Consider the following 21,999-nt stretch of genomic DNA (forward strand, 5'->3'; position numbering starts at 1 on the left):
CGAGCATGAATATGAAAATTTAACTTCTTAGCGTTTTCTTACCCTTACCTAAAAATATAAAAATGAAGTGACAGAAAAATTATAAACATATGAAAGTGCAGATTAATCCAGCTTCTGGAGAAGCTGGATAACACGAAAAAACCCGGCGTGATACCGGGTTTTAATTTTATCAGTATGTCTGCTTTTCTGCCAGTAAAGAAACAAAAGCGACATAAGATTTGGTAATCCCGATAGCCATCGGGACATTCAGGGGCACTTCGATCTCCTGTCTTTAGGCCAGTAAAGCAAAGAATTTATGGTTACTGGCATCGGTGAGGGGATTCCCGATTTTTTTTTAAACCTTCATGATGTCCACTTCTTTTTTTGCCAGAAGCTCATCTATTTTAGTAGAAAATTGATCGGTTAGTTTTTGAACGACATCTTCTGCTCTTTTTATTTCATCTTCAGACGCGCCATCTTTTTGAAGCTTCTTAAGCTCGTCATTGATGTCTTTGCGTACTGTTCTTAGGGATATTTTTCCTCCTTCGCATTCATGCTTAGCTTGCTTTACCAGAGAGATACGCCTCTCTTCCGTAAGTGCAGGAATGGTAAGGATGATTACTTCTCCGTTGTTTTGGGGAGCAAGTCCGAGGTCGGAATTGATTATGGCTTTCTCGATTTCAGAAATCATCGTACGCTCAAATGGCTTGATGGACAGCGTGCGGGCATCCGGTGTGTTTACAGAAGATACTTGGTTCAATGGAGTATTGGCTCCGTAATACTGCACCATAATCCCATCCAGCAGATTGGGCATAGCCTTGCCTGCACGGATTTTCAAAAGCTCAGCTGCCGTGTGATCCACTGCCTTCTGCATCAATTCTTTTGCTTCGTCTAAGTATAATTCGATTTCTTCCATAATTATTTGAGCTTAAAGAGAAGTGATCAAAGTACCGATTTCTTCACCCTGCACCAACTTGCGAAGGTTTTCTGCCACGTTCATGTCAAATACGATGATTGGCAGGTTGTTTTCTTGGCAAAGGGTGAAGGCTGTCATGTCCATGACGTTTAGGTTCTTTTCATACACTTCCTGAAATGAAATGGTTTTATATTTTGTGGCTGTTGAATCTTTTTCCGGATCGGCAGTATATACTCCGTCCACTCTTGTCCCTTTCAATACGATATCAGCCTCTACCTCAATCGCTCTCAAACTTGCCGTAGAATCTGTGGTGAAATAGGGATTTCCAATACCTGCTCCGAAGATCACGATACGTCCTTTCTCCAAGTGGCGGATCGCTCGTCTACGGATAAACGGCTCACATACGCTCTCAATCTTGATACCGGACATCAAGCGTGTGTACATCCCACCCTGCTCAAGTGCACTTTGCAGCGCCATCGCATTGATCAGTGTAGCGAGCATGCCCATGTAGTCTCCCTGCACTCTGTCTATCCCTGATTGCTCTGCCTGCACTCCTCTGAAAATATTGCCACCACCGATTACGATTGCAATTTCCACACCCATCTCCTGTACTTTTTTTATCTCTTGAGTGTATTGCTGAAGTCTTGCAGGATCAATGCCATAATTCTTATCACCCATCAGTGCTTCTCCACTTAGTTTGAGCAGTATTCTCTTGTATTTCATATCTATAGTTGGTTTTTTATGGTCACCCCGAGTAATCGGGGCAGGCTATGGAATCTTGCATGTTGGATAATAATCTCTCTATGTGTTGTTTTCGACATGCTCGATTTCATGTATTTGGTCTAGTTTTTCAGAGATTGATTATCGCTTGAACACGATTATTAGAGGCATTGCTTTTTCGATTGATGCCAAATAGCAAATCAAAATTGAATGAAAAAGAATCGGACAAAGCCCGATTAGCGCAAAATAATCCGACAAATATAATTTCTTCAATTCATTATGCTAGGGTTAAAAGTTAAAATTGGATCAAGACTTGATTTTTTTCCACGCTTTGGTTGAGAGAAACCTTCACGGCTTTGACAATGCCGTCTCCCGGAGATTTGAGGATATTCTCCATTTTCATAGCTTCCAGGATCAGCACTACTTCTCCTTTTTTGACCTCATCCCCGACTTTTACTTTCAGCTCTAATATGAGACCCGGCATTGGGGCTTTTATTTCTTTCAAAGCCTGGGAGGCCATATTGTTCATGCCCATTTGCTCCAGCAGAATGTCAAATCTGTCTTTCAGCTGAAGACTTGAAATTTTATTGCCAAGCTTGATGTTTAGGGTTTTTGTCTGCCTGTCTATGGAGAGCAGTTCTGCCTCTATAGACTTGCTATCATAAATGATGTGAATTTTTCGATCAGAAATCCACTGAAGATCCCAGTTGATCGTTTTCCCATTTACATGGACAGCTTCTTCTGCTATTTCTACCGAATAGCTTTTGTTTTGCGTAGTAACTGTAAACATTCCTGTTAATTTGAAGTCCAATATACAATTTCCAATAAAACCAACTCTTTTTCATTCGTTTTAAATATGAATCAATTGCCAGTACAAAACCCAGTTATCAGGTGGTATTCTTATATAAGTCCGATTATTTTTTTTCTTGTTTTTGCAGTTTCGTGCAAGTCAGTGCATGTCCCGGATCAGGAGCTATCAGAATCAGAACTTCTAATTGAAAACTCTACGGAAGAACTAGACGAAATTAGAACAATAGATACTGCCGCTGTAAAAGCACTGATTTCTCAAAAAGAAAAAGTTGCTGAATCGTATAAACCCTCGGCGAAGATAGACTTTGATATTTTACACACCGACTTGGACCTGTCTTTTGACTATCAGCGGCAAGCTGTATTAGGAAAGGCCGAATTAACTATCAGACCATTTTTCTATCCAACTGGAGAATTGGTGCTTGATGCTCAGGATTTTGAATTTGACGAGATATTTTTCATCCAAAACGGGAAACAGGAATCCGTCAGATATGATTACGATGAAGAGAAAATCCATATTCATCTACCGGGAGAGTTGACAAAGACCGACACGTTCCAAATAGTCCTGGACTACACCGCATTTCCGGAGCGCAATGCAGGAGCCGGAAGTGAGGCAATTATTGATACCAAGGGACTGTATTTTATTGACCCGCTGGATACCGTGCCTGACAAGCCGAGGATGATCTGGACTCAGGGGGAGACTGCCCATAATTCCAAGTGGTTTCCGACGATTGATTCACCCAATAATAAATTTACCCAGCTCATCAAACTGACCGTGTCCGACACACTCATAACCGTAGGAAATGGGGAATTGGTCAAACAGGAGAGTTTAGGTGATGGGATGAGAAAGGATTATTGGGAGATGAAGCTTCCCCATTCAGCCTATTTGGCTGCATTTGTCGTAGGGGATTTCGGTAAAGTCGAGGCTGAATGGGAAAATGTGCCTTTGGGGTATTATGTAGAAAAAGGCTATGAAAAGGGAGCCGGTAAAGTATTTAAGAATACCCCCGAGATGATAGGGTTCTTTTCAGAATTACTGGGAGTGAGATACCCTTGGCCCAAATATGACCAAATAGTCGTCAGAGACTTTGTGTCTGGGGCGATGGAAAACACGACCGCCTCTATTTTCATGGAAGAACTGCGACTTACAGAGCGGGAAGCGATTGATTCCGAATGGGATTACATCATTGCCCATGAGCTTTTTCACCAGTGGTTTGGAGACTATGTGACTACCGAGTCTTGGGCAAACCTTACTTTGAATGAAGGGTTTGCCAATTATAGTGAGTTCCTGTGGAACGAATACAAGTATGGCAGAGATGAGGCGAAATTGAAGCTAATCGTAGAAATGGAGAATTACTTTGCGGAAGCAGAAACAAAGCAGGTCGACCTGATTCGCTACGATTATGCAGAAGCGGAGGATATGTTTGATTCACATAGTTACTCCAAAGGAGGAGTGATCCTTCATATGTTGCGGGAGTACTTGGGGGCAGAAGCTTTTTTTGCAGGCGTACGTCATTATCTCGAGCGGCATTCTTTTGATAATGTGGAAGTAAATGATCTCCGGATAGCATTCGAGAAGGTAAGTGGGGAAGATTTGAATTGGTTTTTTAACCAATGGTTTCTGGATAAGGGGCATCCGGAACTTCAATTTGAGGTGGACTATTCGGATCCAAAAAATGTACAAATATCCGTTACCCAACAACAGGATTTGGCCACTACTCCGCTGTACCGGCTTCCTCTTGATGTGAGTTGGTATGAGGGGAATGAACGGATAAGTAAGCGCTTTATGATTACCAAGGCTTTTCAAAAGATTGATTTGGGGAATGAAAATCCTGTGGAATTGATATTCCTGGACGAGGAGAAAAATATGCTTGCCCAAAAGTATGTGGAAATGGACGCCGGTCAAATGCGTAAACAATTCAAGACTTCCGGATTTGGTATAGCGAGGTATGAGGCGTTGGATAGTTTGGCTGCATGGGAGGCCATGACAGAATTGGAATCCATTATACCCGAGGCATTGGATGATGAGTTTTGGTCAGTTAGGGAATCTGCACTGACCATTTTACAGGGACATTCTGACTGGCTGGAAGATAGTCCGGAGTTAGCGCGGAAGATTGCGCACATGGCTGAGAATGACGAAAGAAACTCGGTAAGAGCCGGAGCACTTGATGTGTTAACTGCTTTTGGACCTGATGAGTATTATGCCACTTTTTTGAAACTGGCTTCGGACTCGTCCTATTTGGTAGCAGGATCAGCATTAATGGGGCTGGTCAGCATAGAGCCGGAAAAGATTGACCCTGCGGTGATAGAAGGCTTTGCGGGTGAAGGAAACTTCCGAATGGTGATTCCTGTGGCCGATTACTACCTTACTAATTCTGTTACAGGCAAAGGGGCTTGGTTTATGGATCAGGCGAAAGCTATTTCGGGGCAGGGATTATATTATTATTTGGGATATTTCAGTGAGTATTTCAGTAGCTTCCCTGAAGAAGGCAAAGCCGATGCTGTTGATTTCTTATTGGGAAAGATGAGAAAAGATGCCCGAAGCTATATCCGCTTGGGGGCTTTTCAGGCATTGCTGGGATTCTCGGATGATGAAGAGGTTTTGAAGAAGACGAGAGAGGTAGCGGCTCTTGAAACGGACGCTGAACTGACTATGTACTACGAATATTTTTTAGAAGTAATGAAAGATGAAAATTAATGTATTGATTTATAATTGTTTGGAAATAAAAAGCACAAAATCTCATCAAATTTGAAATCCGTGTTTTGAATGTTTAATAAAAGCCTATAATTTTGCCATCCGTTACGATAGAAAAGCCCGAGAAAAAGGCAGGAAACGTAGCGCTAGTTGGGGGAATACCAAAGCGGCCAACTGGGACGGACTGTAAATCCGTTGACTTATGTCTTCACAGGTTCGAATCCTGTTTCCCCCACACCATTGCCGTAATGCAAAATTTTTTTTCTAGTTTTGCTGGGCGAAAAAAATCCGGATAAGACCGGATTGAAATGGAAGTAGCTCTCCGGGGTATTGCCTAAGGTATAATACTTAGAGGTAGAGCGGCCAGAGATGATTTCATCTCGAAAGATTACAAGCGGGAGTAGCTCAGTTGGTAGAGCGGCAGCCTTCCAAGCTGCAGGTCGCGGGTTCGAGCCTCGTCTCCCGCTCTTTGTTTCCCCTAAGGATTTCCTTAGGGGGAGCATAAGAGTCTAAGCCGACGTAGCTCAGGGGTAGAGTACTTCCTTGGTAAGGAAGGGGTCAGGGGTTCAAATCCCCTCGTTGGCTCATTTCGGCTTAATAAGAAAAAAAAATTAATATATCTTTAAACTTAAACTGAGGATTTTCACGCATGGCAAAAGCACAATTCGACCGTTCCAAGCCGCACGTTAATATCGGTACGATTGGTCACGTAGATCATGGAAAGACCACTTTGACTGCTGCCATCACTACCGTACTGGCTAGTAAGGGTCTATCTGAATTAAGAGACTTTTCTTCTATCGATAATGCACCGGAAGAAAAAGAAAGAGGTATCACCATTAACACCTCTCACGTAGAATATCAAACTGAAAACAGACACTACGCTCACGTGGATTGTCCAGGTCACGCTGATTACGTTAAGAACATGGTAACAGGTGCTGCCCAAATGGACGGCGCCATCCTAGTAGTTGCTGCTACTGACGGACCTATGCCTCAGACTAGAGAGCATATCCTTTTGGCTCGCCAGGTAGGTGTACCTCAGCTAGTAGTATTTATGAACAAAGTGGATATGGTGGACGATCCTGAGCTTCTTGAGCTTGTGGAAATGGAAATCAGAGAACTACTTTCTTTCTATGAATTCGACGGTGACAATATCCCGGTAATCGCTGGTTCTGCACTTGGTGCATTGAACGGTGAAGAAAAATGGGTTAACACTGTTATGGAATTGATGGATGCTGTCGATTCTTATATTCCTCTTCCTGAAAGAGCAATTGATAAAGACTTCTTGATGCCTGTAGAAGACGTATTCTCGATCACCGGTCGTGGTACTGTTGCTACCGGTAGAATCGAAAGAGGTGTGATCAACTCTGGAGAAGGTGTTGACATTATCGGTATGGGTGCTGAAGGCCTTAAGTCTACAGTTACCGGTGTTGAGATGTTCCGTAAGATTCTTGACAGAGGTGAAGCAGGTGATAACGTAGGTCTATTGCTAAGAGGTATTGAAAAATCACAAATCAAGCGTGGTATGATTATCTGTAAGCCAGGATCTGTGAAACCTCACTCTCACTTCAACGCTGAAGTTTACGTTCTTTCAAAAGAAGAAGGTGGACGTCACACACCATTCTTCAACAGATACCGTCCACAGTTCTACCTTAGAACTACAGATGTAACAGGCGAGATCAAACTTCCTGAGAATGTTGAGATGGTAATGCCGGGTGATAACGTGACTATTGAGGTGACATTGCTTAACGCAGTTGCTCTTGAGAAAGGTCTTCGTTTTGCGATCCGTGAGGGTGGTAGAACAGTAGGAGCTGGTCAGGTTACTGAAATTCTTGACTAATCATCAATCACTGATTGACTATTTATACAATGCGATCTCAAATTATTTTGGGATCGCATTTGTTTCTTTAGTAATCAATACCTAATTTTGCGTTCCCATTAGCGGGACGTTCATTTACACGGGCATAGTTCAACGGCAGAATAGCGGTCTCCAAAACCGTTGATGGGAGTTCGAATCTCTCTGCCCGTGCCAGTAAGTTAAGTACACTATGAATCTAAAAAACTTTGTCCTGGAGTCATATGATGAAATGAAGAATAAGGTCACATGGCCTAAGTTCTCTTTTCTTCAAAACAGTGCAGTATTGGTGTTGGTAGCTTCTATGATCTTTGCCCTATTTATAGGTGTGGTTGATCTTGGATTCGAAAACATCATGACATGGTTTTATGATTTATTCTAATTGAATTGACATTACAGAATGGCTGAACATAAATGGTACGTACTCAGAGTAGTAGCGGGACAGGAGAAAAAAACTAAAACCTATTTGGATAACGAGATTACCAGACAGGATATTGGGGATTTTATTCCGGAAGTCTTAATACCCTCCGAGAAGGTATATGAGATGCGTAACGGTAAAAAGCGTGTCAGAGAGAGAAACTTCTTTCCCGGATACGTTTTAGTTAATGCTGATCTCTCAAACGGTGAAGCCAATCACGTAATTACAAGTATTCCGGGAGTAATCGGTTTCTTAGGATCTAACTCAGGCGGGGCTTCCAAAACCCCTGAGCCACTTCGTCAGTCAGAAATCAACCGTATTTTAGGTAAGGTGGAAGAGATTGACGAGTTCGCAGAGAAACTGGATACACCATTTATAGTCGGAGAGACTGTCAAAGTAATGGACGGTCCTTTCAGTGGATTCACCGGAACTATAGAGGAGATATTTGAGGAGAAGAAAAAACTTAATGTTATGGTTAAGATCTTCGGCCGAAATACTCCTGTTGAATTAAACTTTATACAAGTAGAAAAACAAGACTAAGCAATGGCTAAGGAAATCACTGGTTATTTAAAACTACAAGTGAAAGGTGGCCAGGCAAACCCGTCGCCTCCGGTAGGTCCGGCTCTTGGTTCCAAGGGTCTGAACATCATGGAGTTTTGTAAGCAGTACAATGCACGTACCCAAGAGAAAATGGGTCAAGTGCTTCCTGTATTGATTACAATCTACTCAGACAAGTCTTTCGACTTCGTAGTAAAAACTCCTCCTGCAGCAAACTTGTTGCTAGAGGCTGCGAAAATCAAAAGCGGATCTGCTGAACCAAACCGTAAGAAGGTAGGATCGGTAACCTGGGATCAGGTTAAGGAAATAGCGGAGGTTAAAATGCCTGACCTTAATGCTTTCAAAGTTGAGTCTGCTATGAAAATGGTGGCTGGTACAGCACGAAGCATGGGAATCACAGTATCTGGTAAAGCCCCTTGGGAAGTATAAATAAAAAACAATGGCTAAGTTAACAAAAAAGCAAAAAGAAGCTCTTTCTAAGTACGACCCAAGCCAAGTGTACTCCCTGGAGGCAGCTTCTACTATCGTGAAGGATATTACTATGACGAAGTTTGACGCTTCCGTAGATCTTGACATCCGTCTGGGTGTGGATCCACGTAAAGCTGATCAAATGGTAAGAGGCGTTGTTGCGCTTCCTCATGGTACAGGCAAAGACATCAAAGTATTGGTGCTTTGTACTCCTGACAAAGTAGCAGAAGCAACCGAAGCAGGTGCAGATTACGCGGGCTTGGACGACTACATAGCTAAAATCGAAGGCGGATGGACTGACATTGATGTCATCATCACTATGCCTAATGTAATGGCGAAAGTAGGTAGATTGGGTAGGGTATTGGGACCAAGAGGTCTTATGCCAAATCCTAAATCAGGAACTGTTACTCTGGATGTAGCTAAGGCAGTAAGAGAAGTAAAAGCGGGTAAAATCGATTTCAAAGTAGATAAATTTGGAATTATTCACGCAGGTATAGGTAAGGCATCCTTCACTGCAGCGCAGATCGAAGAAAATGTTAAAGAACTTATCCTTACTATTTCTAAGCTGAAGCCATCATCTTCCAAAGGAACATATTTCAAGAGTATTCATTTATCCAGTACAATGTCTCCTGGAATTGCAGTTGACAAGGGTAGCATTCAAGGAATTTAATCATGACTAGAGACGAAAAGAAAGTAATAATCGACGGTCTTACTGAGAAATTTAAAGAAAACCCTTTCTTCTATATCACTGATGCTTCAGGTTTCTCTGTGGCGCAAGTGAATGCATTCAGAAGAGCTTGTTACGAAAAAGGAGTGGAGTACAAAGTGTACAAAAACACCTTGGTGACTAAAGCGCTGGAAAATTTAGATGCCGACTACACTGAGTTGTCAGATAAGGCATTGAAAGGATTCTCTGGAATTATTTTCTCAAAAGAGACGAGTAATCTTCCGGCAAATGTATTGCTGGATTTCAGAAAAAAATTAGGTAAAAAAGCAACGAAGCCTGCATTCAAAGGAGCTTCTATCGATGCGGATATATTCATCGGTGAAGAGAATCTGGAGATGCTTTCTAAGTTGAAGTCAAAGGAGGAATTGTTGGGCGATCTAATCAGCTTGCTACAGTCTCCTGCGATGAATCTTATCTCAGCATTGCAAAGTGGCCAGAACAATATTACTGGTGTGCTTAAGACGCTTGCTGATAGAGAAGAAAAATAAGTTAAAAAAAATAATTCAAACAAATATTAAATTTCAAATACAATGGCAGATCTTACGCAACTTGCAGATCAGTTGGTAAACTTGACTGTAAAAGAGGTTAAAGAATTGACAGATATACTTAAGGATCAGTATGGCATCGAGCCAGCTGCTGCAGGTGCAGTAGTTGTAGCAGGTGGCGCTGGTGCTGGTGAAGCTGCAGCTGAAGAAGAGAAAACGACTTTTGACGTGATCTTGAAAGCAGCGGGTGGATCAAAACTGGCAGTTGTTAAGCTTGTAAAAGAATTGACAGGTCTTGGTCTTAAAGAGGCTAAAGAACTAGTTGACTCTGCTCCTAAAGCGTTGAAAGAAGGCGTAGCTAAAGACGAAGCTGAAGGCTTGAAGAAGTCTTTGGAAGAAGCCGGTGCTGAAGTAGAGATCAAATAATTTGCTGAACCGCAACTATTAGGTTGGGGTTCACACCTAAGACCTGACTATTTTAGTCAGGTCTTTTCCTGTTTATGCACAGGTTCAAAATTGCATTATTCTAATCGGAAATAGAATTATTCCGATAATAACATTTCACCATAAACATACACTACCTTGGCTATCAAGAATCAAACCGAAAGGAAAAGTTTCTCCTCCATTAAGGTGGTCAAAAGCTATCCGGATTTCCTCGATATTCAGTTGCAGTCTTTCAAAGACTTTTTTCAATTGGATACGCCAGCAGAAAAGCGCCGGGCAGACGGTTTATTTAAAGTATTCGCAGAAAACTTCCCAATCAGTGATTCCAGAGAGAATTTCACTCTTGAATTTATTGATTATGCAGTAGATCCACCGAAATATTCTGTGAGCGAGTGCATTGACCGCGGCTTGACCTACTCTGTACCGTTGAAAGCAAAGTTGAGATTACTTTGCCATGATGAGGATAATGAAGATTTCGAAACGATTGAGCAAGAAGTATTCTTAGGTAATCTTCCGTATATGACCGAGAAGGGGTCATTTGTAATTAATGGTGCAGAAAGAGTTATCGTTTCACAACTTCACCGTTCTCCGGGCGTGTTCTTTGCCCAAAGCAAGCACACCAATGGTACGAAACTTTACTCTGCCAGAATTATACCTTTCAAAGGATCATGGATTGAATTTGCTACTGATATCAACAATGTCATGTATGCTTATATCGATCGTAAGAAGAAGTTCCCTGTAACAACCTTGCTAAGATCTATTGGCTATGGCTCTGATAAAGATATTCTCGATTTGTTCGGTCTATCTGAGGAAGTCAATGCTACTAAGACAGCAATGAAAAAAGTGGCCGGACGTAAGCTGGCTGCAAGGGTTCTAAGAACTTGGGTAGAAGATTTCGTAGATGAGGACACAGGTGAAGTAGTTTCCATCGACCGAAATGAGGTATTGCTTGAGCGTGATACCGTACTTACAGACGAAGATATCGAAATGATCTTGGACTCAGGCTCGAAGAGCATCATTCTCCATAGAGAAGATGTGAACGTGGCTGATTACTCTATCATCTATAATACATTACAGAAAGATAGCTCCAACTCTGAAAAAGAGGCTGTGGAAGTTATCTACCGTCAGTTGAGAAATACTGAAGCTCCGGATGAGTCTACAGCCCGTGAGGTAATTCACAGTTTATTCTTCTCTGACAAGCGCTATGACTTAGGTGAAGTTGGTCGTTATAGAATCAACAAGAAACTGGGTCTTGACATAGATTCTGAGAAAATCGTCCTTACCAAGGAAGATATTATCAACATCGTAAAATACCTGATCGGACTTATTAACTCTAAGGCTGTGGTCGATGATATTGATCACTTGAGCAATAGAAGAGTAAGAACGGTAGGCGAGCAGCTATATAGCCAGTTCGGCGTAGGTTTGGCCAGAATGGCAAGAACGATCCGTGAGCGAATGAACGTTCGTGACAATGAAGACTTTAAACCGGTCGATTTGATCAACGCCCGTACGCTTTCTTCTGTGATTAACTCCTTCTTCGGTACAAACCAGCTTTCTCAGTTTATGGATCAAACCAATCCATTGGCGGAGTTGACTCACAAGAGAAGACTTTCTGCATTGGGGCCGGGTGGTCTATCCAGAGAAAGAGCAGGTTTTGAGGTTCGGGATGTTCACTACACGCACTACGGTCGTCTGTGTACTATCGAAACTCCTGAAGGTCCAAACATCGGGTTGATCTCTTCTCTTTGCGTTCATGCTAAAGTGAACTCAATGGGCTTCCTTGAGACTCCTTACCGTAAGGTGAAAGAGGGTAAAGTAAGCATGAAAGCAGAGGACATTTTGTTCCTTACTGCTGAAGAAGAAGATAACCATAACATTGCACAGGCGAATGCTCCTTTGGATGAGTCTGGCAAGTTTATCAACGAGAAAGTAAAAGCAAGATTCGAAGGTGACTTCCCTGTGTTGGAGCCTTCAGAAATCAGCTATATGGACGTTGCTCCTAATCAGATTGTATCCGTTGCAGCATCTTTGATTCCATTCTTGGAGCATGATGATGCCAACCGTGCATTGATGGGATCCAACATGCAGCGACAGGCAGTTCCTTTGCTGAAAGCCGAAGCTCCTATCGTGGGTACCGGCTTGGAAGCAAAAGCTGCTGTAGATTCCAGATCACTGATCATTGCGGAAGCAAATGGTGTGGTAGATTATGTGGATGCTAAGAAAATCGTCATCAAGTATGATCTTACAGATGATGAGCTATTGGTAAACTTCACGGATGAATACAAAGCTTATGATCTGATCAAGTTCAGAAGAACTAACCAAGATACTACGATCAACCTTACTCCTTTGGTGCTGAAAGGCCAAAAAGTGAAAAAAGGTCAGGTTTTGGTTGAAGGTTACTCTACTAACAATGGAGAGCTGGCACTCGGTAAAAACCTGAAAGTGGCCTACATGCCTTGGCAAGGGTACAACTTTGAGGATGCTATCGTAATCTCTGAGCGCGTAGTAAGGGAAGATGTCTTTACTTCTATTCACGTAGAAGAATTTCAGTTGGAAGTTCGTGATACGAAGAGAGGTGAAGAAGAATTGACTTCTGAAATCCCTAACGTCTCTGAAGAAGCAGTTAAAAATCTTGATGAGCATGGTATCATCGCGATTGGAGCTGAAGTAAAAGAAGGAGATATCATCATCGGTAAGATCACTCCAAAGGGTGAAACTGATCCGACTCCTGAAGAGAAGTTGCTTAGAGCAATCTTCGGTGACAAAGCTGGAGATGTGAAAGATGCTTCCTTGAAAGCTTCTCCTTCATTGAATGGTGTTGTAATCGAGACGAAGCTATTTGCAAGACCTAAGAAGGACAAAGACGTAAGAGCTAAGTCTAAAGCTGACGTTGAAAAACTGAAAGGAAGATACTCTAAAGATCTTTTGGGCCTTAGAGCACGAATGATCAACAAGATGGTTACCATCCTAGACGGCAAAACTTCTCAAGGCGTAAAGCATAAATTTGGTGATGAGATCATCACCAAAGGCCAAAAGTTCAATGCAAAAAACATTGAAAACAATCTTTTCCCTGCTAAGAACCCTTACAGAGATGAGAGCAATTACAATGTGCCGGAAGAAGCTAACCTGATTTCCGATATCGTTCTTGATGACTGGACAAATGATCCTCATACCAATGAGTTGATTGTTCACTTAGTGAAAAACTTCATTAATTCAAGAAATGAGATTAGCGGTACGTTCAAGAGAGAAAGATTTACTCTTGAGGTAGGAGATGAACTTCCTGCAGGTATCGTTCAACTTGCCAAAGTTTACATCGCTAAGAAGCGTAAGCTGAAAGTGGGTGATAAGATGGCGGGTCGTCACGGTAACAAAGGTATCGTAGCCAGAATCGTAAGAGACGAGGATATGCCATTCCTAGAGGATGGAACTCCAATGGATATCGTATTGAATCCGCTGGGTGTACCTTCCCGAATGAATATTGGACAGATCTTCGAAACTGTATTGGCTTGGGCCGGACAGAAGCTGGACAAGAAATACGCTACTCCGATCTTTGACGGTGCTTCTATGGAAGAAGTATCCCATGAATTGGAATTGGCAGGCTTGCCGGCTTACGGACGAACCTATCTATACGATGGTCTTTCGGGTGTGAAATTCGATCAGCCAATCACGGTAGGTATTGCATACATGCTGAAACTTGGTCACTTGGTGGATGATAAGATGCACGCACGTTCCATCGGGCCATACTCATTGATCACGCAGCAGCCATTGGGAGGTAAAGCCCAGTTTGGTGGTCAGCGTTTCGGAGAGATGGAAGTTTGGGCATTGGAAGCATTCGGTGCATCCCATGTACTGCAGGAAATCCTGACAGTGAAGTCTGATGACGTAATCGGTAGAGCAAAAGCTTACGAAGCGATTGTGAAGGGTGAGAACCTTCCAAAACCTAATATTCCTGAATCATTCAATGTATTGGTTCATGAGTTGAGAGGTTTGGCTCTTGAAATTACCCTGGATTAATAAAGCGAATGGGCTCGCAAGAGCCCTTTACATATCTTTCAAAAAACTATGGCGTTCAGAAAAAATAAAAAACTTAGCAATGATTTTTCCAGAGTCACCATTAGTTTGGCTTCCCCAGAATCTATTCTGGATAGTTCAAACGGTGAGGTGACCCAGCCAGAGACCATCAATTATAGAACTTACAAGCCCGAAATGGGCGGATTGTTCTGTGAGCGGATCTTTGGTCCGGTCAAAGACTGGGAGTGTCATTGTGGCAAGTACAAGCGCATCAGGTATAAAGGTATTATCTGTGACCGCTGCGGTGTAGAGGTTACAGAGAAGAAAGTAAGAAGAGAGAGAATGGGGCACATCGAACTGGTAGTACCGGTAGCTCACATTTGGTATTTCAAATCTCTTCCTAACAAAATCGGTTATCTTCTTGGTCTTCCGACTAAGAAACTTGACCAGATTGTCTATTACGAGCGTTATGCGGTAGTTCAGGCAGGTGTCAAAGCAGAAGAGGGCGTTCAGTATTTGGACTTCTTGACTGAAGATGAATACTTGGATATCATGGACAAGCTTCCTAAGGAAAACCATATGCTTGACGATGAGGATCCAAATAAATTCATCGCCAAAATGGGTGCTGAAGCGTTGGAGATGCTATTGGCAAGAATTGATTTGGATGACCTTTCTTACTCTCTTCGTCACCAGGCGGCTACTGATACATCTCAGCAGAGAAAAGCAGAAGCGCTGAAAAGACTGAAAGTGGTAGAAGCATTCCGTGATGCAAGAACCAGAATCGAAAACCGCCCTGAGTGGATGGTCGTTCGTATGGTTCCTGTTATTCCACCTGAATTGCGTCCTTTGGTTCCTTTGGATGGTGGCCGTTTTGCGACTTCCGATTTGAATGACCTTTATAGAAGAGTTATTATCAGAAATAACCGTCTGAAGCGATTGATCGACATCAAAGCTCCGGAGGTGATTTTGAGAAATGAAAAGAGAATGCTTCAGGAAGCTGTGGATTCTCTATTTGATAACTCCAGAAAAGTAAATGCGGTAAGATCTGATGGAAACCGTGCGTTGAAGTCCCTTTCGGATATGTTGAAAGGTAAGCAAGGCCGATTCCGTCAAAACTTGCTCGGTAAGCGTGTGGATTACTCCGGTCGTTCTGTGATCGTGGTAGGTCCTGAATTGAAGCTTCACGAGTGTGGTCTTCCTAAAAATATGGCAGCTGAACTTTTCAAGCCTTTTATCATCAGAAAACTGATCGAAAGAGGTATTGTGAAGACAGTAAAGTCTGCAAAGAAAATAGTGGATCGTAAAGATCCTGTGGTTTGGGATATCTTGGAGAATGTACTTAAAGGACACCCTGTGCTCCTTAACCGTGCTCCTACACTTCACAGACTGGGTATTCAAGCATTCCAGCCGAAACTTATAGAAGGAAAAGCGATTCAGCTTCACCCATTGGTATGTACTGCATTCAACGCCGATTTTGACGGTGATCAGATGGCGGTTCACGTACCTCTGGGACATGAGGCTATTTTGGAAGCTTCTACGCTGATGCTTTCTTCGCACAACATTCTTAACCCTGCTAACGGAGCTCCGATTACTGTACCTTCTCAGGATATGGTGTTGGGTCTGTACTACGTGACCAAGGGCAAGAGATCTACTCCTGAGGAGATTGTTGCCGGTGAAGGAATGACATTCTACAGCACTGAAGAAGTGATTATCGCGCTGAATGAAGAGAAAATCTCCAAACATGCGAATATCAAATGTAAAGTGCAGGTAAGAACCGAAGATGGAGGATACAAGGATGAGATCATCGAGACCGTAGCTGGCCGTTTGATTTTCAACCAATTTGTTCCAAGAGAAGTAGGTTATGTAAATGAGCTTTTGACCAAGAAAAAACTTCAGCAGATCATTGCTAAGGTGGTTAAGGTATGTGGAATGGCACGTACAGCTCAATTCTTGGATGATATCAAAAATCTTGGATTCCAGATGGCCTACAAAGGCGGTCTGTCCATGGGATTGAATGATGTAATCATCCCGGAAGAAAAAGAACCGATGATTAATAAGGCCAAAGAAGAAGTGGACCAGGTATGGAACAACTACTTGATGGGTCTAATCACGGACAACGAACGATACAATCAAGTAATTGATATCTGGACCCGTACCAACTCTCATCTGACTAATAATCTGATGAAGCAGATGGAAGAGGATAAGCAAGGATTCAATGCCATCTATATGATGATGCACTCAGGAGCCCGTGGTTCCAGAGAGCAGATTCGTCAGCTGGGTGGTATGAGAGGTTTGATGGCCAAGCCACAGAAAAACCTTCAGGGTTCTGTAGGTGAGATCATCGAAAACCCAATCCTCTCCAACTTCAAAGAAGGTCTGGATGTATTGGAATACTTCATCTCTACTCACGGTGCACGTAAAGGTCTTGCCGATACTGCATTGAAAACTGCTGATGCGGGTTACCTAACCAGACGTCTGGTAGATGTGGCTCAGGATATGATTGTCACTGAAGATGACTGTGGTAGCTTAAGAGGACTTCTTGTACAGCCATTGAGAGACAATGACGAGATCGTTGAGCCTCTTTCTGAAAGAGTTCTGGGACGTGTTTCTGTTCACGATATTTTCCATCCTCTTACGGATGAATTGATCGTAGAATCAGGTCTTCAGATTAACGATGAAGTAGCTAAGCTGATCGATGATGCTGGAATCGATGAAGTAGAGATCAGATCTGTACTGACTTGCGAAACCCGTAGAGGAGTTTGTGGTAAGTGCTATGGAAGAAACCTTACCACCGGTCATATGGTACAGGAAGGTGAATCTGTAGGTGTTATCGCAGCACAGTCTATCGGTGAGCCGGGTACTCAGCTTACACTAAGAACATTCCACGTAGGTGGTACTGCATCAAACATGGCTGTTGAAGCCAGTGTGATTGCCAAGTTCGACGGTGAAGTGGAATTTGATGAGGAATTAAGATTGATCGAGACTACCAACAAAGATGGCGAGCACATTACAGTTGTCATGGGTAGATCCGGTGAAATCAAGATCAATGATCCTAAGACAGGCAAGACATTAGTGTCTAATCATGCTCCTTATGGTGCTATTGTGAATGTGAAAGATGGAGAGAAAGTTACCAAGGGCCAGACCCTGTGTAAGTGGGATCCATACAACGCAGTTATCCTTTCTGAGTTTGACGGTAAGATTGAATTCGAAGCAATTGTAGAAGGTGTTACCTATAAGGAAGTGTCCGATGATCAGACAGGTTTCCGTGAGAAAGTAATCATCGATACAAAAGATAGAACCAAGAACCCTGCTATCATTGTAAACTACGGTGGGGAGTCTAAAGGATACAATATTCCGGTAGGTGCCCACTTGGCGATTGACGCAGGTGATAAGGTGAGATCGGGTCAGATCTTGGTGAAAATCCCAAGGTCCGTAGGTAAGACAAGAGATATTACCGGTGGTCTTCCAAGAGTTACCGAGCTATTCGAAGCAAGAAACCCATCCAATCCGGCTGTAGTTTCTGAGATCGATGGTGTAGTGACTTATGGTGGTATCAAGAGAGGTAACAGAGAGATCATTATCGAGTCCAAAGATGGTGTGATCAAGAAATACATGGTATCCTTGTCTAAGCATATCCTGGTTCAGGAGAATGACTTTATCAGAGCCGGCGAGCCACTTTCTGATGGAGCTATCACTCCAAATGACATCCTGTCTATCAAAGGTCCAACGGCTGTTCAAGAGTACTTGGTGAATGAGATCCAGGAGGTTTACCGACTTCAGGGTGTGAAAATCAACGATAAGCACATCGAGGTGATTGTAAGCCAGATGATGCAGAAAGTTGAAATCCTTGATGCAGGTGACACTGGGTTCCTTCAGAATCAAGTGGTGGACAAGTGGGCTTTCAGAGAAGAGAATGACAATATTCTTGACCGTAAGGTGGTCATGGATGCAGGTGATTCTTCCACATTGAAGCCGGGAATGATTATCTCTGCAAGAAGATTGAGAGATGAGAATTCCAGCTTGAAGCGTAAGGATCTTAAGTTGGTACAGGTACGTGATGCAGAAACTGCGGTTTCTAAGCCTACACTACAGGGTATCACTGCAGCATCTTTGGGTACTGAATCATTTATCTCTGCCGCTTCCTTCCAGGAGACTACCAAAGTCCTTTCTGAAGCAGCTATCAGAGGTAAGCGGGATGAACTGAAAGGCCTGAAAGAGAACGTAATCGTTGGTCACTTGATTCCTGCCGGTACCGGTCAGCGAAGATTGCAGCCGATCATCGTAGGTTCTCAGGAAGAGTACAATAAGCTTTCGGAAAACATGGAGCGCACATCTAAAAGATCCAGTGAAGCAATCCTGTAATATTCTAATAAATTAGTTCAAAAGGCCTGTTTCACGACAGGCCTTTTTTATGAATAACTTAAGTAACCACGGGGAACACAGAGTTTTACGCAGAGGACGCAGTTCTTTTAAACTAATTCAATCATGCAAGACGACAACAAAAAAGTAGATCAACAGATCAATGTAGAACTTTCGGAAGAAGTGGCTGAAGGTGTTTATTCCAATTTGGCTATGATAGCACATTCCAACTCGGAATTTGTGATTGACTTTATCCGCCTGATGCCGGGCGTACCGAAGGCTAAAGTAAAGTCTAGGATTATCGTCACTCCTGATCATGCGAAGCGATTGCTTGCCGCATTGAAAGATAATATCGAAAAATACGAAGCCGCTTTTGGCAAGATTAATCAATCAGGAGGAGCGCCGCAGTTTCCGATTAGCTTCGGCACACCGGGAGAGGCATAACAAAAATATAACTGCTTAGCTTTGTTACTCTTATTACTTTGTTTACCTTTGCAGTCCAAAATTTAACAGTTTACGGGAAAACTAAATTTTATCAGTTAATGCCTACTATTCAACAGTTAGTACGAAAAGGTAGAACTACACTGGAGACGAAATCAAAATCAAGAGCTTTGGATGCATGTCCACAGCGAAGAGGAGTTTGTACCAGAGTATACACTACAACCCCTAAGAAGCCAAACTCTGCAATGAGAAAAGTGGCCAGGGTGAGATTGACAAACGGAAAAGAAGTGAATGCTTACATTCCTGGAGAAGGTCACAATCTACAAGAGCACTCGATCGTCTTGATCAGAGGTGGTCGTGTGAAAGATCTGCCGGGTGTGAGATATCACATCATCCGTGGTGCACTAGATACCGCAGGAGTAAAAGACCGTAAGCAAGGTCGCTCTAAGTATGGTGCTAAAAGACCGAAGGCTGGAAAAGGCGCTCCGGCGAAGAAATAATACTTTATAACATTTAGAAAAAATGAGAAAAGCGAAACCAAAGAAGAGATATATTCTTCCTGATCCAAAGTTCAATGATACCCTAGTGACTAGGTTTGTGAACAATCTAATGGTAGATGGGAAGAAGAGTATTGCTTACAGAATTTTCTACGACGCAGTAGAAAAGGTAGAATCCAAAGTAGGTGAGAATGGTCTTGAAGTTTGGAAAAAAGCGCTAAACAATATTTCTCCATCCGTAGAGGTGAAGAGTCGTAGAGTTGGTGGTGCTACATTCCAGGTTCCAATGGAAGTCCGACCTGATAGAAAGATTGCCTTGGGAATGAAATGGATGATCAGCTATGCCAGAAAAAGAGGAGAGAAAACAATGATGGACAGACTTGCTGGCGAAATTATCGCTGCTTCCAAAGGCGAAGGTGCCGGTGTGAAGAAGAAAGATGATACGCACAGAATGGCTGAGGCCAACAAGGCATTCTCTCACTTTAGATTTTAATTAATATGGCTAAAAGAGATCTAACACTTACCAGAAATATTGGTATTGCCGCGCACATTGATGCGGGTAAGACTACTACGACAGAGCGAATACTTTTTTATTCGGGCGTATCTCACAAAATAGGTGAGGTTCACGACGGAGCAGCTACCATGGACTGGATGGCTCAGGAGCAGGAAAGAGGTATTACCATTACTTCCGCTGCAACTACCGTTTTTTGGAATTACAGAGAGAAAAAATACCAGATCAACATCATCGATACTCCCGGTCACGTTGATTTTACTGTTGAAGTAAACAGATCACTTCGTGTTCTCGATGGATTGGTATTCCTTTTCAGTGCTGTAGATGGCGTAGAGCCACAGTCAGAGACCAACTGGAGACTTGCGGATAACTACAAAGTAGCCCGTATTGGCTTCGTAAATAAAATGGACCGTGCCGGTGCAAACTTCCTTGAAGTGTGTAAGCAGGTAAAAGAAATGCTAGGCAGCCACGCTGTTCCTTTGCAGCTTCCTATCGGTGCTGAAGATAAATTCCGTGGTGTAGTTGATCTAATCAACAACCGTGCGATCGTATGGAATGAGGATGACTTCGGGATGACTTTCGAAGAAGTTCCAATTCCTGAAGATATGTTGGATGACGTAGCGGAATACAGAGAGTATTTGCTGGAAGCTGTTGCGGATTACGACGAATCTTTAATGGAGAAATTCTTTGAAGATTCTAATTCTATTACAGAGCAGGAAATCCTTTCAGCTTTGAGAAAAGCTGTAATTGACATGAAGATTGTACCTATGGTATGTGGATCTTCATTCAAAAACAAAGGTGTTCAGACTATGCTTGATCTGGTAATGGAATTGCTTCCTTCTCCTATGGACAAGGACGATATCATTGCACATGATATAGACGACGAGGAAGTAGATGTGAGAATCTCTCCTGACGAGACTGAGCCTTTCGCAGGTCTTGCCTTCAAAATTGCAACGGATCCATTCGTAGGCCGTCTTTGTTTCGTAAGAGCGTATTCAGGAATTTTGAATTCCGGTTCTTATGTATTCAATAGCCGCTCGGGCAACAAAGAGCGTATCTCAAGAGTATTCCAAATGCATGCCAACAAGCAGAACCAAATCGATGCGCTAAGAGCGGGAGATATTGGTGCAGTAGTAGGCTTTAAGGATATCAAGACCGGAGATACACTTTGTGACGAAAAACGTAAAGTAGTATTGGAATCCATGGTATTCCCTGAGCCTGTTATCGGTTATGCTATCGAGCCTAAGACTCAAGCTGACGTTGACAAGCTGGGTATGGCTATCGCCAAACTGGTAGAGGAAGATCCTACACTTCAAGTAAATACTGACCACGAAACAGGGCAGACTATCTTGAGAGGTATGGGTGAACTTCACTTGGATATCATCATTGACCGTCTGAAGAGAGAATTCAAGGTTGAGATCAACCAAGGTGCTCCTCAGGTTGCTTACAAAGAGGCTTTATTTGGTTCATACGAACACAAAGAAGTTTACAAGAAGCAAACAGGTGGTAAAGGTAAATTTGCGGATATTTCATTCGAACTTAGCCCTAGAGATCCTGATCCTGAAACAGGTGAGATCAAACCGGGACTGGACTTCGTGAACGCTATTGTGGGTGGTGTGATTCCTAAGGAATTCATTCCTTCTATCCAGAAAGGATTCGCTGAGTCTATGAAGAACGGGCCTTTGGCAGGATATCCTATCGAGTCGATGAAAGTAAGATTGTTCCATGGTTCATTCCATGATGTCGATTCAGATGCACTTTCATTCGAATTGGCAGCTAGACTTGGTTTCAAAGAAGCAGCCAAAAAATGTAAGCCTCAGTTACTTGAGCCTATCATGGCTGTAGATGTAGTTTCTCCTGATGAGTACACCGGACCAATCACCGGTGACTTGAACAGAAGAAGAGGTTTGATGAAAGGAATGGATACCAAAGGTACTTCTTCTGTAATCAAAGCTTCAGTACCATTGTCTGAGTTGTTTGGTTACATTACTGACCTTAGAACGATCACCTCCGGTAGAGCTACAGCTTCATTGACATTCTCTCACTATGAGTCAGTGCCTAATAACATTGCCGAAGGTGTAATTGCTACAGTAAAAGGTCAGAAGGTCTAA

At 42.7% G+C, this 21,999-nt stretch carries 17 protein-coding genes and 4 tRNA genes; 18 read left to right on the forward strand and 3 right to left on the reverse strand.

Annotated elements, in window-relative coordinates:
• Nucleotides 1–334: 334 nt before the first annotated feature.
• The 3 genes from frr to J2X69_RS22755 all read right to left on the reverse strand — a co-directional run bounded on the left by frr (nucleotide 335) and on the right by J2X69_RS22755 (nucleotide 2,405).
• Nucleotides 335–895 (reverse strand): ribosome recycling factor, encoded by a 561-nt coding sequence (gene frr / locus J2X69_RS22745; RefSeq protein ID WP_310108517.1) that lies wholly within the window; start codon nucleotides 893–895, stop codon nucleotides 335–337.
• 12 nt (nucleotides 896–907) lie between these two features.
• Nucleotides 908–1,618, reverse strand: a complete 711-nt coding sequence (gene pyrH, locus J2X69_RS22750; protein ID WP_310108519.1) for a UMP kinase — start codon at nucleotides 1,616–1,618, stop codon at nucleotides 908–910.
• A 292-nt stretch (nucleotides 1,619–1,910) separates the two neighbouring features.
• Nucleotides 1,911–2,405 (reverse strand): biotin/lipoyl-containing protein, encoded by a 495-nt coding sequence (locus tag J2X69_RS22755; RefSeq protein ID WP_310108522.1) that lies wholly within the window; start codon nucleotides 2,403–2,405, stop codon nucleotides 1,911–1,913.
• 66 nt (nucleotides 2,406–2,471) lie between these two features.
• Here J2X69_RS22755 and J2X69_RS22760 point away from each other — a divergent pair, with 66 nt between their 5' ends.
• The 18 genes from J2X69_RS22760 (at nucleotide 2,472) to fusA (ending at nucleotide 21,999) form a co-directional block, all read left to right on the forward strand.
• A complete protein-coding gene (locus J2X69_RS22760) occupies nucleotides 2,472–5,120 on the forward strand; it encodes a M1 family metallopeptidase (RefSeq protein WP_310108526.1) in 2,649 nt (882 codons plus the stop codon).
• Nucleotides 5,121–5,269: 149 nt separating this feature from the next.
• A tRNA-Tyr gene (locus J2X69_RS22765) sits at nucleotides 5,270–5,352 on the forward strand.
• A gap of 159 nt (nucleotides 5,353–5,511) precedes the next feature.
• Nucleotides 5,512–5,584, forward strand: a tRNA-Gly gene (locus tag J2X69_RS22770).
• A gap of 46 nt (nucleotides 5,585–5,630) precedes the next feature.
• A tRNA-Thr gene (locus tag J2X69_RS22775) sits at nucleotides 5,631–5,702 on the forward strand.
• Nucleotides 5,703–5,766: 64 nt separating this feature from the next.
• Complete coding sequence (tuf, locus tag J2X69_RS22780) at nucleotides 5,767–6,954, forward strand: elongation factor Tu (protein ID WP_310108529.1); 1,188 nt, start codon at nucleotides 5,767–5,769, stop codon at nucleotides 6,952–6,954.
• 118 nt (nucleotides 6,955–7,072) lie between these two features.
• Nucleotides 7,073–7,146 (forward strand) — tRNA-Trp (locus J2X69_RS22785).
• Nucleotides 7,147–7,162: 16 nt separating this feature from the next.
• A complete protein-coding gene (gene secE, locus J2X69_RS22790; protein ID WP_310108531.1) occupies nucleotides 7,163–7,351 on the forward strand; it encodes a preprotein translocase subunit SecE in 189 nt (62 codons plus the stop codon).
• 18 nt (nucleotides 7,352–7,369) lie between these two features.
• Nucleotides 7,370–7,927 (forward strand): transcription termination/antitermination protein NusG, encoded by a 558-nt coding sequence (gene nusG, locus J2X69_RS22795; protein ID WP_057939469.1) that lies wholly within the window; start codon nucleotides 7,370–7,372, stop codon nucleotides 7,925–7,927.
• Between the two features lie 3 nt (nucleotides 7,928–7,930).
• Complete coding sequence (gene rplK, locus J2X69_RS22800; protein ID WP_310108536.1) at nucleotides 7,931–8,374, forward strand: 50S ribosomal protein L11; 444 nt, start codon at nucleotides 7,931–7,933, stop codon at nucleotides 8,372–8,374.
• A 10-nt stretch (nucleotides 8,375–8,384) separates the two neighbouring features.
• Nucleotides 8,385–9,083: a 50S ribosomal protein L1 gene (rplA, locus tag J2X69_RS22805; protein ID WP_057939467.1), complete on the forward strand. Its 699-nt coding sequence runs from the start codon at nucleotides 8,385–8,387 to the stop codon at nucleotides 9,081–9,083.
• Nucleotides 9,084–9,085: 2 nt separating this feature from the next.
• Complete coding sequence (rplJ, locus tag J2X69_RS22810) at nucleotides 9,086–9,628, forward strand: 50S ribosomal protein L10 (protein ID WP_310108541.1); 543 nt, start codon at nucleotides 9,086–9,088, stop codon at nucleotides 9,626–9,628.
• A 42-nt stretch (nucleotides 9,629–9,670) separates the two neighbouring features.
• Nucleotides 9,671–10,051 carry a 50S ribosomal protein L7/L12 gene (rplL, locus tag J2X69_RS22815; protein WP_092894643.1) on the forward strand — a complete coding sequence of 127 codons (381 nt, stop codon included), beginning with the start codon at nucleotides 9,671–9,673 and terminating at the stop codon, nucleotides 10,049–10,051.
• A 156-nt stretch (nucleotides 10,052–10,207) separates the two neighbouring features.
• Nucleotides 10,208–14,083, forward strand: a complete 3,876-nt coding sequence (gene rpoB, locus J2X69_RS22820; protein WP_310108547.1) for a DNA-directed RNA polymerase subunit beta — start codon at nucleotides 10,208–10,210, stop codon at nucleotides 14,081–14,083.
• Between the two features lie 48 nt (nucleotides 14,084–14,131).
• On the forward strand, nucleotides 14,132–18,442 hold the full coding sequence (gene rpoC, locus J2X69_RS22825) for a DNA-directed RNA polymerase subunit beta' (protein ID WP_310108549.1): 4,311 nt from the start codon (nucleotides 14,132–14,134) through the stop codon (nucleotides 18,440–18,442).
• 123 nt (nucleotides 18,443–18,565) lie between these two features.
• Nucleotides 18,566–18,883, forward strand: coding sequence for a DUF3467 domain-containing protein (locus J2X69_RS22830; RefSeq protein ID WP_057939462.1), 318 nt, complete (start codon nucleotides 18,566–18,568; stop codon nucleotides 18,881–18,883).
• 98 nt (nucleotides 18,884–18,981) lie between these two features.
• Nucleotides 18,982–19,380, forward strand: a complete 399-nt coding sequence (gene rpsL / locus J2X69_RS22835) for a 30S ribosomal protein S12 (RefSeq protein WP_057939461.1) — start codon at nucleotides 18,982–18,984, stop codon at nucleotides 19,378–19,380.
• Between the two features lie 22 nt (nucleotides 19,381–19,402).
• Nucleotides 19,403–19,870: a 30S ribosomal protein S7 gene (gene rpsG / locus J2X69_RS22840; protein ID WP_057939460.1), complete on the forward strand. Its 468-nt coding sequence runs from the start codon at nucleotides 19,403–19,405 to the stop codon at nucleotides 19,868–19,870.
• 5 nt (nucleotides 19,871–19,875) lie between these two features.
• Nucleotides 19,876–21,999 carry an elongation factor G gene (gene fusA / locus J2X69_RS22845; RefSeq protein WP_310108558.1) on the forward strand — a complete coding sequence of 708 codons (2,124 nt, stop codon included), beginning with the start codon at nucleotides 19,876–19,878 and terminating at the stop codon, nucleotides 21,997–21,999.

This window comes from Algoriphagus sp. 4150, assembly GCF_031457395.1.
In the GTDB taxonomy this organism is placed as follows: Bacteria; Bacteroidota; Bacteroidia; order Cytophagales; family Cyclobacteriaceae; genus Algoriphagus.